General features: G+C 53.6%; 16 protein-coding genes. 5 read left to right on the forward strand and 11 right to left on the reverse strand.

The genetic code is table 11. The features are described from left to right. Window positions 1–249 precede the first annotated feature (249 nt). Window positions 250–4,212, forward strand: coding sequence for a trifunctional transcriptional regulator/proline dehydrogenase/L-glutamate gamma-semialdehyde dehydrogenase (gene putA, locus OGX83_RS09095; RefSeq protein ID WP_286587838.1), 3,963 nt, complete (start codon window positions 250–252; stop codon window positions 4,210–4,212). A 59-nt stretch (window positions 4,213–4,271) separates the two neighbouring features. Beyond that, window positions 4,272–4,667 (forward strand): lysozyme inhibitor LprI family protein, encoded by a 396-nt coding sequence (locus OGX83_RS09100; RefSeq protein ID WP_032936250.1) that lies wholly within the window; start codon window positions 4,272–4,274, stop codon window positions 4,665–4,667. On the opposite strand, the gene rutR is transcribed toward OGX83_RS09100, so the two are convergent. The 3 genes from rutR to OGX83_RS09115 all read right to left on the reverse strand — a co-directional run bounded on the left by rutR (window position 4,664) and on the right by OGX83_RS09115 (window position 6,610). Then, entirely contained in the window at window positions 4,664–5,302 is a 639-nt protein-coding gene (gene rutR / locus OGX83_RS09105) for an HTH-type transcriptional regulator RutR (protein ID WP_103285002.1), read from the reverse strand. The two genes, OGX83_RS09100 and rutR, sit on opposite strands and share 4 nt — an antisense overlap. Before the next feature lie 58 nt (window positions 5,303–5,360). After that, entirely contained in the window at window positions 5,361–6,275 is a 915-nt protein-coding gene (locus tag OGX83_RS09110) for a DMT family transporter (protein WP_003832060.1), read from the reverse strand. 161 nt (window positions 6,276–6,436) lie between these two features. After that, window positions 6,437–6,610, reverse strand: coding sequence for a con-10 family general stress protein (locus OGX83_RS09115; RefSeq protein ID WP_003036022.1), 174 nt, complete (start codon window positions 6,608–6,610; stop codon window positions 6,437–6,439). 386 nt (window positions 6,611–6,996) lie between these two features. Between OGX83_RS09115 and wrbA the strand changes: the two genes are divergently transcribed. Both wrbA and OGX83_RS09125 read left to right on the forward strand, forming a co-directional pair. Continuing rightward, window positions 6,997–7,593: an NAD(P)H:quinone oxidoreductase gene (gene wrbA, locus OGX83_RS09120; RefSeq protein ID WP_003832057.1), complete on the forward strand. Its 597-nt coding sequence runs from the start codon at window positions 6,997–6,999 to the stop codon at window positions 7,591–7,593. Window positions 7,594–7,613: 20 nt separating this feature from the next. Then, window positions 7,614–7,841: a YccJ family protein gene (locus OGX83_RS09125; protein ID WP_003036015.1), complete on the forward strand. Its 228-nt coding sequence runs from the start codon at window positions 7,614–7,616 to the stop codon at window positions 7,839–7,841. A 37-nt stretch (window positions 7,842–7,878) separates the two neighbouring features. Here OGX83_RS09125 and agp read toward each other — a convergent pair whose 3' ends face one another. From agp to OGX83_RS09165, 8 genes are all read right to left on the reverse strand, one after another. Next, complete coding sequence (agp, locus tag OGX83_RS09130) at window positions 7,879–9,120, reverse strand: bifunctional glucose-1-phosphatase/inositol phosphatase (protein ID WP_235124326.1); 1,242 nt, start codon at window positions 9,118–9,120, stop codon at window positions 7,879–7,881. Between the two features lie 87 nt (window positions 9,121–9,207). Further along, on the reverse strand, window positions 9,208–9,915 hold the full coding sequence (locus OGX83_RS09135; RefSeq protein WP_008784320.1) for an ArsR/SmtB family transcription factor: 708 nt from the start codon (window positions 9,913–9,915) through the stop codon (window positions 9,208–9,210). A gap of 69 nt (window positions 9,916–9,984) precedes the next feature. Then, complete coding sequence (locus OGX83_RS09140; RefSeq protein WP_008784319.1) at window positions 9,985–10,740, reverse strand: sulfite exporter TauE/SafE family protein; 756 nt, start codon at window positions 10,738–10,740, stop codon at window positions 9,985–9,987. Window positions 10,741–10,874: 134 nt separating this feature from the next. Beyond that, window positions 10,875–11,381 (reverse strand): protein disulfide oxidoreductase, encoded by a 507-nt coding sequence (locus OGX83_RS09145; RefSeq protein WP_008784318.1) that lies wholly within the window; start codon window positions 11,379–11,381, stop codon window positions 10,875–10,877. Continuing rightward, on the reverse strand, window positions 11,371–11,994 hold the full coding sequence (locus tag OGX83_RS09150) for a DsbA family protein (RefSeq protein WP_008784317.1): 624 nt from the start codon (window positions 11,992–11,994) through the stop codon (window positions 11,371–11,373). The genes OGX83_RS09145 and OGX83_RS09150 overlap by 11 nt, the downstream gene beginning before the upstream one ends. Next, a complete protein-coding gene (locus OGX83_RS09155; RefSeq protein ID WP_008784316.1) occupies window positions 11,991–13,871 on the reverse strand; it encodes a cytochrome c biogenesis protein CcdA in 1,881 nt (626 codons plus the stop codon). The genes OGX83_RS09150 and OGX83_RS09155 overlap by 4 nt, the downstream gene beginning before the upstream one ends. Window positions 13,872–13,919: 48 nt before the next feature. Next, entirely contained in the window at window positions 13,920–14,282 is a 363-nt protein-coding gene (locus OGX83_RS09160) for a hypothetical protein (protein WP_008784315.1), read from the reverse strand. A gap of 70 nt (window positions 14,283–14,352) precedes the next feature. Beyond that, window positions 14,353–14,757, reverse strand: coding sequence for a VOC family protein (locus OGX83_RS09165; protein WP_003832040.1), 405 nt, complete (start codon window positions 14,755–14,757; stop codon window positions 14,353–14,355). Between the two features lie 396 nt (window positions 14,758–15,153). Here OGX83_RS09165 and dsbA point away from each other — a divergent pair, with 396 nt between their 5' ends. After that, window positions 15,154–15,777 carry a thiol:disulfide interchange protein DsbA gene (gene dsbA, locus OGX83_RS09170; RefSeq protein ID WP_008784313.1) on the forward strand — a complete coding sequence of 208 codons (624 nt, stop codon included), beginning with the start codon at window positions 15,154–15,156 and terminating at the stop codon, window positions 15,775–15,777. The last annotated feature ends 97 nt before the right edge of the window (window positions 15,778–15,874 follow it).

Here is a 15,874-nt window from a genome sequence, read left to right on the forward strand (position 1 = left end):
GCATTTTCCTGTAGGTTGCACTCTCTCACATTTTTTTCGGTTGCACCTTTTAAAAGTGTTAACTACCGCAGAGAAAAAGATTCTGTAATTTATACAGCCCACATCATAAGACTCATATTTATTAACATCTCATTCATTTCCAAGCTTGCAAACCAAGTCACATTTAACACGGTTGCACAAAGTTGCAACATAGTGGATATTTCTCGGTAACTATCAGACCCGTATTTCAGTACAACAGGAGTAAACGGCATGGGAACCACCACGATGGGGGTTAAACTGGATGACGCCACTCGCGAGCGTATTAAAACAGCAGCATCACGAATCGATCGCACGCCACATTGGCTGATCAAGCAAGCCATCTTTAATTATCTCGAAAGACTGGAAAATGACGACGCGCTTCCTGAACTGCCGGCCCTGCTGGCGGGTGCCGCGAATGAGGGTGAGGAGTCAACCACGCCGCAGAATGAAGCGCATCAGCCTTTCCTGGAATTTGCCGAACAGATCCTGCCGCAGTCAGTTTCCCGCGCAGCAATCACCGCCGCGTACCGCCGAGCCGAAACCGATGCTGTGCCGATGCTGATGGAACAGGCTCGTCTGCCGCAACCCATTGCGGAGCAAGCGCACAAGCTGGCGTACGATCTGGCTGACAAACTGCGTAACCAAAAGACCGCCAGCGGCCGCGCCGGGATGGTACAGGGTTTATTGCAGGAATTCTCACTTTCTTCGCAGGAAGGGGTCGCGCTGATGTGCCTGGCCGAAGCCCTGCTGCGTATTCCAGATAAGGCAACCCGCGATGCGTTAATCCGCGACAAAATCAGCAACGGCAACTGGCAGTCGCACATTGGACGTAGCCCGTCCCTGTTCGTCAACGCGGCGACCTGGGGGCTGTTGTTTACCGGTCGTCTGGTTTCTACGCATAATGAAGCCAGCCTCTCACGCTCACTCAACCGTATTATCGGTAAAAGCGGTGAACCACTGGTGCGTAAAGGCGTCGACATGGCAATGCGCCTGATGGGCGAGCAGTTCGTCACCGGAGAGACTATCGCCGAAGCGCTGGCTAACGCCCGTAAACTGGAAGAAAAAGGTTTCCGCTACTCTTACGACATGCTGGGTGAAGCGGCTCTGACTGCCGCCGATGCCCAGGCTTATATGGTTTCGTACCAACAGGCAATCCACGCCATTGGTAAAGCCTCAAATGGTCGCGGCATCTATGAAGGGCCGGGCATTTCTATCAAGCTGTCAGCGCTGCATCCGCGTTATAGCCGCGCGCAGTATGACCGCGTGATGGATGAACTCTATCCGCGTCTGAAGTCGCTTACTCTGCTGGCCCGCCAGTACGACATCGGTATCAATATCGATGCTGAAGAGGCCGACCGACTGGAGATCTCCCTCGATCTGCTGGAAAAACTGTGCTTTGAACCTGAACTTGCGGGCTGGAACGGTATCGGCTTTGTTATTCAGGCCTACCAGAAGCGCTGCCCGTATGTTATCGACTACCTGATTGACCTCGCCACGCGCAGCCGCCGTCGCCTGATGATCCGTCTGGTTAAGGGCGCCTACTGGGATAGCGAAATCAAACGTGCGCAAATGGACGGTCTGGAAGGTTATCCGGTCTATACCCGTAAGGTCTACACTGACGTTTCCTATCTGGCCTGCGCGAAAAAACTGCTTGCGGTACCGAATCTGATCTACCCGCAGTTCGCCACCCACAACGCCCATACGCTGGCGGCGATTTATCAGTTGGCCGGTCAAAACTACTATCCGGGTCAGTACGAGTTCCAGTGCCTGCACGGTATGGGCGAACCGCTGTACGAGCAGGTCACAGGTAAAGTTGCCGATGGCAAACTGAACCGTCCATGCCGTATTTATGCGCCAGTCGGCACGCATGAAACGCTGCTTGCGTATCTGGTGCGTCGTCTGCTGGAAAACGGCGCCAACACCTCGTTCGTCAACCGCATTGCAGACACTACCCTGCCGCTGGATGAACTGGTCGCCGATCCGGTCGAAGCCGTTGAAAAACTGGCGCAGCAGGAAGGCCAGGCTGGTCTGCCACATCCGAAGATTGCCCTGCCGCGTGACCTGTACGGTAAAGGCCGCGAAAACTCAGGCGGGCTGGATTTAGCGAACGAACATCGTCTGGCCTCACTGTCCTCCGCCCTGCTCAACAGCGCGCTGCAAAAATGGCACGCTAAACCGATGCTCGAACATCCGGTTGCTGACGGTGAAATGACCCCAGTCGTCAACCCGGCCGAACCGAAAGACATTGTCGGTTATGTGCGTGAAGCGACTCACAGCGAAGTGGAACAGGCATTGCAGAACGCGGTAAATAACGCGCCGATCTGGTTCGCCACACCGCCACAAGAGCGCGCCGCTATTTTGCATCGCGCCGCCGTTCTGATGGAAGGCCAGATGCAGCAGTTAATTGGCATTCTGGTGCGCGAAGCGGGCAAAACCTTCAGCAACGCCATTGCGGAAGTGCGCGAAGCGGTAGACTTCCTGCACTATTATGCCGGTCAGGTCCGCGATGACTTCGATAATGAAACCCATCGTCCGTTAGGGCCGGTGGTCTGTATCAGCCCCTGGAACTTCCCGCTGGCCATTTTCACCGGGCAGATTGCCGCTGCGCTGGCGGCGGGCAACAGCGTGTTGGCAAAACCCGCGGAACAAACTCCGCTGATTGCCGCCCAGGGTATTGCCATTTTACTCGAAGCAGGTGTGCCGCCAGGCGTGGTGCAACTGTTGCCTGGCCAGGGCGAAACGGTGGGGGCGCAACTCACTTCCGATGAGCGCGTACGCGGCGTCATGTTTACCGGCTCAACGGAAGTCGCCACGCTGTTGCAACGTAATATCGCGACCCGCCTTGATGCTCAGGGGCGTCCAATCCCGCTTATCGCCGAAACCGGCGGGATGAACGCCATGATCGTCGACTCTTCTGCGTTAACGGAACAAGTCGTGGTCGACGTTCTGGCTTCTGCCTTTGACAGCGCCGGACAGCGCTGCTCCGCGCTTCGCGTCCTGTGTCTGCAGGACGATGTCGCCGACCATACGCTGAAAATGCTGCGTGGCGCAATGGCGGAATGCCGCATGGGTAACCCGGGCCGCCTGACCACCGATATTGGACCGGTAATCGATGAAGAAGCCAAAGCCAATATTGAGCGCCATATTCAGGCCATGCGCGCCAAAGGGCGTCCGGTGTTCCAGGCCGCGCGCGAAAACAGCGACGATGCGCGTGAATGGCAAAGCGGTACCTTTATCGCGCCGACGCTTATCGAGCTGGAAAGCTTCGACGAATTGCAAAAAGAGGTGTTCGGTCCGGTACTGCACGTTGTGCGTTACACCCGCAACAATCTGGGCAGCCTGATTGAGCAAATTAATGCCTCCGGCTACGGCCTGACGCTGGGCGTGCACACCCGTATCGATGAAACCATCGCCCAGGTCACGGGTTCGGCACATGTGGGTAACCTGTACGTTAACCGCAATATGGTCGGCGCCGTCGTCGGAGTGCAGCCATTCGGTGGCGAAGGCTTGTCAGGAACCGGGCCAAAAGCGGGTGGACCGCTGTATCTGTACCGCCTGCTGGCAAACCGTCCGGAAAATGCGTTAGGCATTACGCTTGCCCGTCAGGATGCCGAATACCCGGTCGATGCACAGCTTAAAACGGCGCTCGTTCAGCCGCTGGAAGCGCTTAGCGAATGGGCAACCGATCGTCCAGCACTGCGTGCGCTCTGCCAACAGTTTGGTGAACTGGCGCAGGCCGGAACGCAACGCCTGCTGCCAGGACCCACCGGCGAGCGCAATACCTGGACGCTGTTGCCGCGCGAACGCGTGCTGTGTATCGCCGATGATGAACAGGATGCGCTGGTACAGGTTGCCGCTGTAACTTCCGTTGGTAGCTTAATTCTGTGGCCGGATGATACATTCCATCGCGACCTGGCAAAACGCCTGCCAGCAGTAGTTTCCGGGCGCATCCAGTTTGCCAAAGCGGACAACATCGCTACGCAGCCGTTTGATGCGGTTATATTCCACGGTGATTCCGATCAGCTTCGCGCACTGTGTGAAGCGGTGGCGGCCCGCGAAGGGGCGATTGTGTCGGTCCAGGGCTTTGCCCGCGGCGAAAGCAATATCCTGCTGGAAAGGTTGTATATTGAGCGCTCCCTGAGCGTCAATACCGCCGCAGCTGGGGGGAACGCCAGCCTGATGACAATCGGCTAAGGTTGTGGTTAATTAAGGCTCCGGTAACGGGGCCTTTTTTTATTAAGCCAGAGGGAAGCATGAAACGAATCGTACTGACATGTGCAGCGCTGCTGCTTAGCGGCCAGGCGCTGGCGGATGACTGCGCCAACGCGAACACGCAGATTGAGATGAACACCTGTGCGGCAGAGCAGTATAAGGCGGCCGACGCCAAACTTAATGAAACTTATCAGAATGCGCTGAAGCGCGCCGCCCCAACCCAGCGCGATTTACTGAAAAAAGCGCAAATATCCTGGATAACTTTGCGCGATGCTGACTGTGCGTTAATCAGTTCTGGCACTGAAGGCGGTAGCGTTCAGGCGATGATTTCCAGCCAGTGCCTGACGGATAAGACCAACGAGCGCGAAGCGTTTCTCGCCTCACTTTTGCAGTGTGAAGAAGGCGATTTAAGCTGCCCGTTACCACCGGCCAGTTAACGCACGCGGATCCCTTCAATAATCATCCGCTGTACGCTCTCCACCGTTTGGTTAAAAAAGGCTTCATCACGCAGCGTTGCGCCCGTCACCGCCTCTACCTGTGGGGCAAAATCGGCGTAGTGCTGAGTTGAAGCCCAAATCATAAAAATCAGATGATGCGGATCGACCGGAGCCAGTTTTCCGCTTTTGATCCAACCGGCAATCAGCGCGGATTTCTCATCAATTAGCGTTTTAAGATCCCCCTCCAGTTCTGCCATCAATAAAGGCGCTCCGGCCAGCATCTCCATACAAAACAGCCGTGAGGCCTGAGGGTAATCGCGCGACACTTCCAGCTTAAGGCGAATGTATTCTTTAATGGCCACCAGCGGCGCAAAGTCTTCGCGAAAAGCTTTCAATGGAGCCAGCCAGATGTCGAGGATCTGCCGTAAAACGGCAATATAAAGCACCTCTTTTGACGGGTAGTAATAAAGTAGATTGGTTTTTGACACGCCCGCCTGCTCTGCCACCTGCTCCAGGCGCGTGCCGTGGATCCCATATTGGGAGAAGATATTTAATGCCGCGGTTAAGATGGCCTCGCGTTTTGCACTGACGGCCTGCGAGCGCTTACCTGTTTTTTTCTCTGCGCGTTGGACCATGCGCCCTCTCCTTCTTGTGAGGGCGTCAGCATACCAAATCACGCGGTGAATGGTTAAATTAAAGCGATTCCGGCGGCGCCTCTTGTCCAAGCGCTTTTTTCTTTTTGAACTTCAGCTCGCTGACCAGTACGCCAACAATAATGAATGCCGCACCAAGCAATGCAAGTAGCGGTAAGCGTTCACCCGCCAGACGGCCAAAGATCCCCGCCCACACCGGTTCACCGGTATAAATAACCGTCGCGCGCGTCGGCGAAACGCTGCGCTGCGCCCAGTTCATGGTGACCTGAATAATCGCGCTAAAAATACCCAGCCCCAGCGCCACCACCAGCAATCCGGTAGACATTGGTGGTACGGTCTCTCCGGCCGGTCCCATCGCCATAAACGCCACTATCGAAGCGGTTGCCAGTTGCACTACCGTTACCCGACGAACATCCACTTTTCCTGCCCACGCGCTAATCAGGATAATTTCTGCCGCAATCGCCACCGCACCGGCGAGCGTGATCCACTCGCCTTCGCCTAAAGCCAGTAAATTGCCTCCCGGTCCGGCCAGAAAAATCAATCCGATAAAGGCCAGCACAATGCCGACGCACGGCATCAGACCTGGCATGCGTCCCAGACACAACCATTGTAAAAGCGGCACCAACGGTACGTACATCGCGGTAATAAACGCCGATTTACTGCTGGGAATAAACTGTAACCCCCAGGTTTGCAGACTATAACCCAGCGCAATTGCGATACCGATTGCAACCCCTGCTTTAACTTCCAGCCACGTCAGCTTGTGCAATGTGTGTAACGACAAAAGCGCGACCGCCAGCGCGGCAGTGGCAAAACGCACACCGACAAAGAAAAAAGGGCCGCTCAGGGTAACGGCATATTGCACCGCCAAAAACGTGCCACCCCAGAACATGGTGATCACAATGAGGATCGCTTCCTGAGGTTTAACAGAGAAGGAATAACGAGAAAGTAATGACATGAGACACCCGATTAACTGAATGTCATTAGTCTGCGTTGCGTTTTGTTACAGTTCAACCTTGCAGACAAAAAAAACCGCCGGAAAGACCCGGCGGCGGTGGCTACGTAACGTCTGTCTCTGACTCTCAGCCGTCACGACATATCTGACAGATAGCCCGACAATTACGATTTGTTGTTGCCGTGACTATTTTTGCCCCCTTTTTTGCCTGCCTCTGAAGCGCGTTGCGGGTCATTCTTGAAGTTGCCCCCGCTGTGCTGGCCACCTTTTCGACCTGCTTCTGATGCTCTTTCGCGGTCTTCCGCAAAGTTGCCGGAACCGCCCCGATGGTTTGCCATTACTGACCTCCGTCATTGATTAGACATCATATTGCATAGGTACTGAGGAGTGATACCTCACGCAGCGTTACGGGCGAGGCCCTGAAAATAACTGCGTGGGAATAAGCATAGTGAAGTGTGGCCAGGGCAGACGCTAACTGTAATATCCTGCAACAGGATCAGGAGTGACAAATAAATAATCACCATAAGAAATCAATAAGTCTTTCTTATGACTACCGAATTCTACCCGGTTAAATATGTATCATTTTGCTACAAAGAAGGTTGTTATAAAAATTGTTATAAATCAAAGAAGTGATTGTGAAATTTGCACTCCTGACAGTACGTCATATCTTTAAAGGTAGGTAGCGAATCGCTACGGACACGGTTAACTCGAGGAGTAGTGTAAAATGGCAAAAGTTCTGGTGCTTTATTATTCCATGTACGGACACATTGAAACTATGGCCCACGCAGTCGCAGAAGGCGCAAATAAGGTAGATGGCGCGGAAGTGATTATTAAGCGTGTACCAGAGACCATGCAGCCCGAGATTTTCCTTAAGGCTGGCGGCAAAACACAAAACGCACCAGTCGCAACCCCGCAAGAACTGGCTGATTACGACGCCATCATTTTTGGTACCCCCACGCGCTTTGGCAATATGTCCGGTCAGATGCGTACCTTCCTCGACCAGACTGGCGGGCTGTGGGCCTCTGGCGGCCTGTACGGCAAACTCGCCAGCGTATTCAGCTCAACGGGAACCGGCGGCGGTCAGGAACAAACCATTACATCAACCTGGACTACGCTTGCCCACCATGGGATGGTGATTGTACCTATCGGTTACGCGGCGCAAGAGCTGTTTGATGTCTCTCAAGTTCGCGGCGGTACCCCTTACGGTGCAACCACCATTGCCGGAGGCGACGGCTCCCGCCAGCCAAGTCAGGAAGAGTTATCTATCGCCCGCTATCAGGGTGAATATGTCGCAGGTCTGGCAGTAAAACTCAACGGCTAATCTTCAACAGGAGGATTCGAATGCCAACTCAAGAAGCGAAAGCCCATCGCGTCGGCGAATGGGCAAGTCTGCGCAATACATCGCCGGAAATAGCCGAAGCCATTTTTGAAGTCGCACATTATGACGAGAAACTGGCGGAAAAAATTTGGGAAGAAGGTAGCGATGAGGTACTCATCAAAGCCTTTGAAAAAACAGACAAAGATTCGCTCTTTTGGGGTGAACAGACTATCGAACGCAAAAACGTCTAGCGCGCTGACTCCCCCGCGAACACGGGGGAGTTTTCTTTTACTTAGCCGCCTCATTCAGCACGCTATCGAACTTATCTATCGGGCAAAAACCATCCGCATCTATCGGACATCCTTTCAGCTCCAGCGTTACGCGCTGCGCCGGGGATTTCAGCGTCAGAACGTCTGCATTACGCAACTGCTGCGAGCTCTGATACACATACTCGATTTTCATCAGATCACGATTTGCATTGCTGTCATGCCAGCGCTGGAAGACAATCTTCCCGCCAATCGGCGTACGCTCGTTCTGAGCGTGAAGCTGGTACGGTTTAAAATCCAGCGCGGTGAGCAACGAAGCGATATTTGAATCATGCCCCACCAGCACGGTTATTTTCGGTGCTTTCGCGCGTTCAGTAACCAGCGCATTATCAATATATTTCACCAGTGGTTTGGCGACGTTCTGCGCCACTTCCGGGGAGGTGAACAGGCTATCCTGATAGCCGTTTTTCAACTTCGACAGAACCTTCCACTGCTGATCCGATTTAATCTCGCCCCAGGCAACCTTGTCCATCGGGAAGCCTTCGTAAAATTGCAGCGTGAAGGCATCAACCAGCGAATTTCCCACCTTCAGCGGCCCCGAAACGCCTGGCTCCTGCTGGTACTTCGCGCTAAACGTATCTTTGGCATCGGTCAGGGAACACTGCTGTTTTTCTTTGCAGGACGGAGAGTCTTTGTAGTCGGTCATTTGTTCAAGCAACTGATAGCTATCGTTGAGCTGCATTTTGCTGCGCTCTTTCTCCATGGCCTGAACGGCCTGCTGGCTGAAGGCGGCGGAATCATCGGTGATCACCGGGTTAAAGGTGGGATCCATGGTGCCCATTTTTTCCTGATGATGGACCGGAACATCGCAACCAGGGAAAGCACCGGTAACAAAGAACTGCGCCGTGGCGACCGTACGCTGCAGGCTGTTAGCATAGGTATAGACCGTGTTCGGTGCCGGGCATTCGCCCGATTTCACCATCCCCTGCTCTGCCAGCCACTCTCGCATGTAGTGGCCCATATAGATTTCCAGCACACCGCCCTTGGTAGTGAGTTGCCCACCGGGGACATCCCATTCTGGCCATTGTTTGGGGGTGGACTGTTCAAGAACGCTGCCATTATTGGCTAAAGGTGCGCGTAAGTTATGCCGACTCATCATCAATACTTGCTGAAGCTGATAGCCTTCCGGCGCGGTCTGCGCCTGCGCGGCGGTTGACAATAAGACAGCCCCTGCCACGGCTGTGGCGATTAACGATTTATTCATCCCTACGACCTCTTGTTGTTATCAATCACAACAGAGTGTGACAGAAATATGACATATTTCCGGGAACGCTTTCGCAAAACAGACCATCTAGCCTGTCGTTTTAACACCAAACTCGGTTTCGAGTTTACGAATGCCAAGAGGTGTGAAGATGACATGGCGGCTGCCCTGTTCGGTTTTTATCCATCGCTGTTCACTGAACCAGCGCAGCAGCGTTGCGCCAAGCATACCACCAGGATGATAACGTCGTTCGCTCCAGTCCAGACAACCACAGGTTAACTTCCGCCGGGATGAGCCAGCCGCCAGGATAATCCCCATCTGTGCCAGCTTTTCCTGGCCAAGAGGAGTCAGCGTTTCACCATCCGGCGTTAACCACTGACGGGAAACTAGCGTATCGAACAACCTCACCGCGACCTCTCCGGCGAGATGGTCGTAGCAGGTGCGGGCATGCCGCAAACCTGGCGGTGTAGTGATTCTGCGGGGCGTTGATGTCGCCCACGCAACGCCCATCAGGCGTTCCAGCAGTTCAGCGATATCGGAACCTGCAAGGCGAAAATAACGATGTCTGCCCTGCGCCAACGCGACAACAAAACGTTGTTCGCACAGACGCGCCAGATGCGCGCTGGCGGTCGACGCGGATATATCCGCCACCGCGCTGAGCTCAGTTGCAGTCCAGGCGCAGCCATCCATTAGGGCGCACAACATACGCGAGCGCGATTTATCGGCCATCACTGCCGCAGTGAGTGCCATTTTTGACTCCAGATCGCCCTCTTCTTCATGTAACATCACGGATGCCATAACGACCTCATTGGCCCTGAATATCTGAATTAACGATGCCATGAAAGTCGCGCAAAGTCACCGCACCGGTCACACAGCACGTAGCATCATCTCTGTACCCAACCCGACCAGACAAAACAGAAAACAGCGTTTAAACACGAGCGGAGAAATAACCCTTCGCACACGGGTACCTATCCATTGGCCAATCAGCGCAGGAAAAATGGCCAAAGCCGACAAACTTAGCGATTGTATGGGCAGCGCGTTGTGCCACCACAGACCCAGCGCCAATGCCAGGGTCGAAAAGGTAAAAGAGATCCCGAGCGCCTGCACCAGTTCATCTTTCTCAAAGCCGAGGGACTGGATCCAGGGCACGGCGGGCATCACAAACACCCCGGTTCCGCCGGTCAATAAGCCGGTCACAAATCCAATAACGAGGGAGTACGGTTTTTCACGCTGCGGGGCCACCGCAATTTTCTTTCCCGCCAGCGTCCAGATAGCGTAGGCCACCAGCGCTACGCCGAGTGCAAACTGAGTTCGGGTGGTGTCACCACCGGTAATCCAGGCGCTGGCAAGCAGTGTCGCCACCACTACTGTCAGCAGCATTGGCCACAGTCGTTTGAGTAATTGGCGTGTATTTCCACCGCCGCCAAACTGGAACAAATTGCTTATCAGCGAAGGCAATAACAGCATGGCCGCCGCGGCAACTGGCGAAATAAGCGATCCGAGGATCCCCATAGCCACGGTGGGTAACCCCATACCCGTAACGCCTTTCACCATCCCGGCGAGGACAAATGTGGCGGCAATCATCACCACCAGAGCGGGTCCAAACGCTAAAGAACTCGTCATGTTGCACTTTCCTGGAAAAGAGAAGATGACTGATTCTGGACGTTAATCACCGTGTTTGCTTCGTCAGGCAACGAAATATGCCTTCCTGGGGAGGGCGACGCCATAAAAAATGCCGGGTTTCCCCGGCACATTTATCAGAACGTTTTCGCCCACCACAACCGAAATTTCATGCCCCAGTAGCTGGTCCAGCCGCTGGTGGTTGATACTACCCGACCTTGTGACATCACCACCAGCGTGGGCGTGACGCTGATTGCCCAACTGCGGGAAATGGCTCCGTTCGCATCATTGATGACCGGAAAGTCCACGCCTTTACGCGACAGCCAGCGAGATACCTCAGCTTCATTTCCGGAACGTAACGCAATGGTCATCACATTTTCCCCTTCCGAACGCAGCCTGGCGACCTCCGGCGTCGTGAAGCGGCATACGCCGCACCAGCTCGCCCAGAAATAAAGCAACACCGGCTCGTCTTTGCTGAGCGCCGCCAGCGTGACGGTTTCACCATCCAGTGTTTGTAAAGGCGTGCTGTCAAAGGAGGCAGGGAGATGCGGCGCGCGCCAGGCATCCATCAAGAGCATTGCCCCCGCCAACAGTGCCAGTAAGATCAGCCCTTCGCGCAACCAGCGGCGCAGTTTACTGAGCATTGGCCGCCGCCAGTTTTTCTTTTACCACTTCCTCAAGGGTTTCCCACGGCACCGCGCCGGGAATAAGTTCATCACCAATAATCGTTGCCGGGGTTCCCTGCACCCCCACCAGTCGCGCCAGTTGCAGGTTAGTGCTCAGCGTTTCAGCACTTTGGGCGTCCAGCGTCACCGGACTGGCCCCCGCTTTTTCCTGCGCCTGTTTGATACTGACGTCGGTATGATAGCCCTTCTTCTGCATCAATTTTTCATGTAATGCCAGGGACTGTTGCGGATGCTCATGCCATGTCGTCAGCACGGTCCGCGCCGCCAGTTCCGAACTTTCACCTTTAAACGGCAGCGGTTTAATCACCACCGCCACGTCAGGATATTTCTGCACAATTTTTTCCAGCATTGGATCCAACTGCTTGCAGTATGGGCAGTTGTAATCTGTGAAGTTTATCAGGGTCAGTTTCGCCTGCTTCGCGCCAATCCGCGGGCTGTTGGGATCGTTAAACAAGGCTTCCTGAATTAATGCTTCAATTTGCTTTTCCTGTTCCGGGGTAAACGGCGCAGGCTCTTTCGCGATACTGACGGCAGAAAACAGGGTTAACAGCAGAACAATCATCATTTTCATGGGGTTACTCCTTTGGCATCATTCAACGTTTGCAGTACCGCATCGCGGGTTAACAACGTGGGTAACGCCTGGCCATCCGGCAGACCGGGGCCATAAATTTGGTTATACGGCACAGCAACCTGGCCGCGTTTTTTTAGAAATTCGGTAATAGCTTCAGAAGGGAGTGTCCAGTCGCCGCGAAGCGCCACCACATCCGGCTGTTGCAATGCGGCCTGTACGTCTTCTTTATGCAACACGTTGTATTTGTTTACCTTACAGGTGATGCACCAGTCGGCTGTGACGTCAATGAACACGCGCTTATGTTGCGCCAGCGCATCCTCAATCGCCTGCTCGCTTAGCGGTTGCCAGTTCACGCTTTCTTTAGCGCTACTTTGTCCGCTAAACCCTAAGTGTGGGAGCAGCAACGTCGCAAGCCAGATAGCCGAACCCAGCATCATCACGCCAAGCAGACGCCGCAAAATATTCATCCACCGCCCTGGCCGCGGCAAACGCAGCGCCAGACCGGGACGCAGGGCCACCAGCAGCCACGGTAAGCTCATCCCCAGCCCAAGTGCGATAAACAATCCCCACAACGTCGGCAGCGAAGCAGTCAATGCTACCGCCACCGCCGTTCCCAGAAACGGGGCACTGCACGGCGTGGCAAGCAGTGTCGCAAATGCACCTTGCCAGAAATGTCCCGACAGTCCGTTGCCGCCGTGAGTCGCCAGCGTGGTGGTCATAGCAGAAGGGAGTCGGAATTCAAACCACCCGAACAGGCTGGCGCTGAACGTCAGCATCACTAGCACCATGACGCCAATGAACCACGGATTCTGAAACTGGATCCCCCAGCCAAGGGCCTGATTGGTTAAACGCAGCACCGTCATCAATAGCGCCAGAGCCATAAACGAGACCAGTATTCCGGCTACCGATGCGAGGAACTGACGACGGATCTGGCGACGACTTTTTTCCTCGACCAGCAAAATAGAGCCCAGCTTCATGCCCAGAACCGGTAACACACAAGGCATCAGATTGAGGATCAAACCACCCAACAGTGCCATGAGCACCACTTGCCACAGTGGGAGTGAGGCGTTCTCAACAACCGGGGCTTCGCCAATCGCAAGACGACTCTCCTGGGCAACACCGTTATCTGCCAGCACCAGCGTGACTGACTTACCACGCAGATCCGGCGCGCCTTCTCCCCAACCGTCATGTACAGGTACCGTAGCGCGTAACGTATCCCCCTCAACATGAATTTGCGGCATGCCAAAATCCGCATCATCAACAGCATCCAGATACAGCCCTGGTTCAGTCCAGCCTCCCGCACGGCGAGCCTCGACGACTAACTCTCCCGCCCGTGCGCCAGCGCTCAGAGCATCGGTCAGGCCGCTGGCAAGTGGGATCTGTCCCATCGCCTGAGCATAGTCATGTGCAAAAGTCGGGTCCTGGGCTGTGGGCGTCACGGAAAAAGGAAAATCCGTCAACAGGCAAACGTTGCTACAGGTGGATAGCGTCAAAACGCCGCTGAGCGTGGCGGGCGCTCTACCGCGCACCACCATCGGGAACGTCACCTTATCGTGATACCCCTGAGTAGTGATATTGGCGACCTCAAAACGAGCAGGGGTTGGCCAGAACCAGTCGACCGCGGGCATTTCCCCTTTCCAGGCGATTGCAGGTGCAACGCCTCCCTCGCCCGGAGAACGCCAGTAGGTTTTCCAGCCGTCCTCCAGTTTGACATCCAGCAACAGACGGGTTTCTCCGCCTGCGGACGTATCAGCGCGTAACCGCACACTGGCGTGATCGTTATCGGGTGAACGCAGCCAGCCGGGTTCAGCCGCCCAGGATACGGGCAGCCATAGCAATAACAGACAGAGCAGCGCCTGTCTGAAAACAGTCATCATAGTTTTTCTCCGTGAATAATTATCTAACAGTCAGCAACGGCTGTTCTGTCATTCACGGAAGACGCAAAATCGGAGATGCACCCGGAGAGTGGGCGGCGAGATGGCTCGCGGTGGGAAAAAAGGTAGACGAAACGCCCGTACTGGCGCCAGCAATGACAGCAGCAGGCACAGCACCAGAATAGCACCTTCAAACAATACGGGTGGCGCAGCCAGTAATGATTTCGCACTCAGTTCACAAGGGGTAACGGGTGAGGCCTCATCGGTCTGCACTTGTGCGCTGGCGACAACGCTTGTAACGGCGGTATCCATCTGCAACGCGTGCAGGCCCGCCATGCGTTGTGCGGTGCAAACCATCACCACAACACATGCCAGACAGAGGAACCACCATCCCATCCGTTGACGTTTCGCCATTATACCCTCACTCATTGATGCGAGTTATCTTAACCACTCGCCAGGTTTTGGCAACCTTTCCGCTGTAAAGTTATGTCCTGCTATCTGCTGGATATACCGCGATTTCAATCAGATTAAGATCGGGATCCCTGACATACACCGAACGAATAGGTCCTGTCGCACCTGTACGTGCAACGGGCCCTTCAATAATCTCGACTCCGTGGGTTTGAAACGTCTCCATCACCTCTTCCAGCGTACGCGTGGTGATAAAACATAAATCCAGCGCCCCCGGCGTTGGCGCGTAGGCTTTGGGTTCAAACTCTTTTCCCCGAATGTGGAGATTGATTTTCTGATTGCCAAAGACGAAGGCTTTCCGACCTTGCGCGAAGGTTTCCAGCCTCATACCTAAAAGCTCGACATAGAAACGAACGCAAGCCTCTTCATGATTGGTGGTTAGTACCAGGTGATCCAGGTGGTCGATCATAGCGATATCCATTTGGGTTGCTCATCTCTGACACTTACCCTATTCATTCACGCACGACAAGAAAAAGAAAATCTACGGAGTTATTTGCAGAACTTAACGCAACAACCTGCAATTTACGCTTTAAAAACGAAATGATAATTAATCATATTCCCGTCTTTATTTATTACACTATAACATTGCTAAAAACACCCATAAAAATATCACACAAGTTATCATTCACTATTTACGAAGAATGCCGAAAGATATTTCCATGACAGCACACAGATAATGCCCACCACGTACTGATGCGTAAATGAAAGTAAGGGTCAGCGCATTTCCAGAGAATTTCCTTATTATATTCAGACGCAATGAATAACGTATTCATTAGCAGATAATTTGTTTATTAAATGTTATTTAGAGTATATGGAAATGAAAAAATATTTATTACCCCTGATTGGGTTACTTTTTACAGTTAGCGCTCAGGCAGCATCATTTACCGACGGCAAAGAGTATATCTCACTGGAAAAACCTGTCGCTTCCGCTCCAGCCGCACTGAAGTTTTTCTCATTCTATTGCCCTTCCTGTTATCAGTACGATGAAGTTTTTGAAATCACTGATAACGTGAAAAAAGTATTGCCTGCAGATGTCAAACTCACCGAATACCACGTCGACTTTTTAGGTCCGCTGGGGCAAGACATGACCCACGCCTGGTCCGTCGCCATGCTGTTGAACGTACAAGATAAAGTTAAGCCGTTGCTTTTTGATGCCGTTCAGAAAAAACAAACCGTTAAAACAGCGGACGATATTCGTAACGTATTTATCAGCGCGGGCGTCAGCGCCAGTGATTATGATGCGGCATGGAATAGCTTTGCCGTGAAATCACTGACCGCTAAGCAGCAAGAAATGGCGAAGGCAGTTGATCTAACCGGTGTGCCCGCCATTTTTATCAACGGAAAATATATGATCAATCCAAAAGGACTGAAGTCAGATGACCTTAATGCATTCGTGCAAAACTATGCTGATACGGTCCGCTTCCTGATAAGCAAATCCTGATTTTTAGCTAATCTCATTTTTCGCACCACACAACAGATGCCGTAACCTCAACTGCGCTGTTGGTGGTGCAATGCCTGCATCGTTTATCGCAATATCC

Origin of the sequence: Citrobacter sp. Cpo074, assembly GCF_030332745.1 — a bacterium.
GTDB lineage: Bacteria > Pseudomonadota > Gammaproteobacteria > Enterobacterales > Enterobacteriaceae > Citrobacter > Citrobacter portucalensis.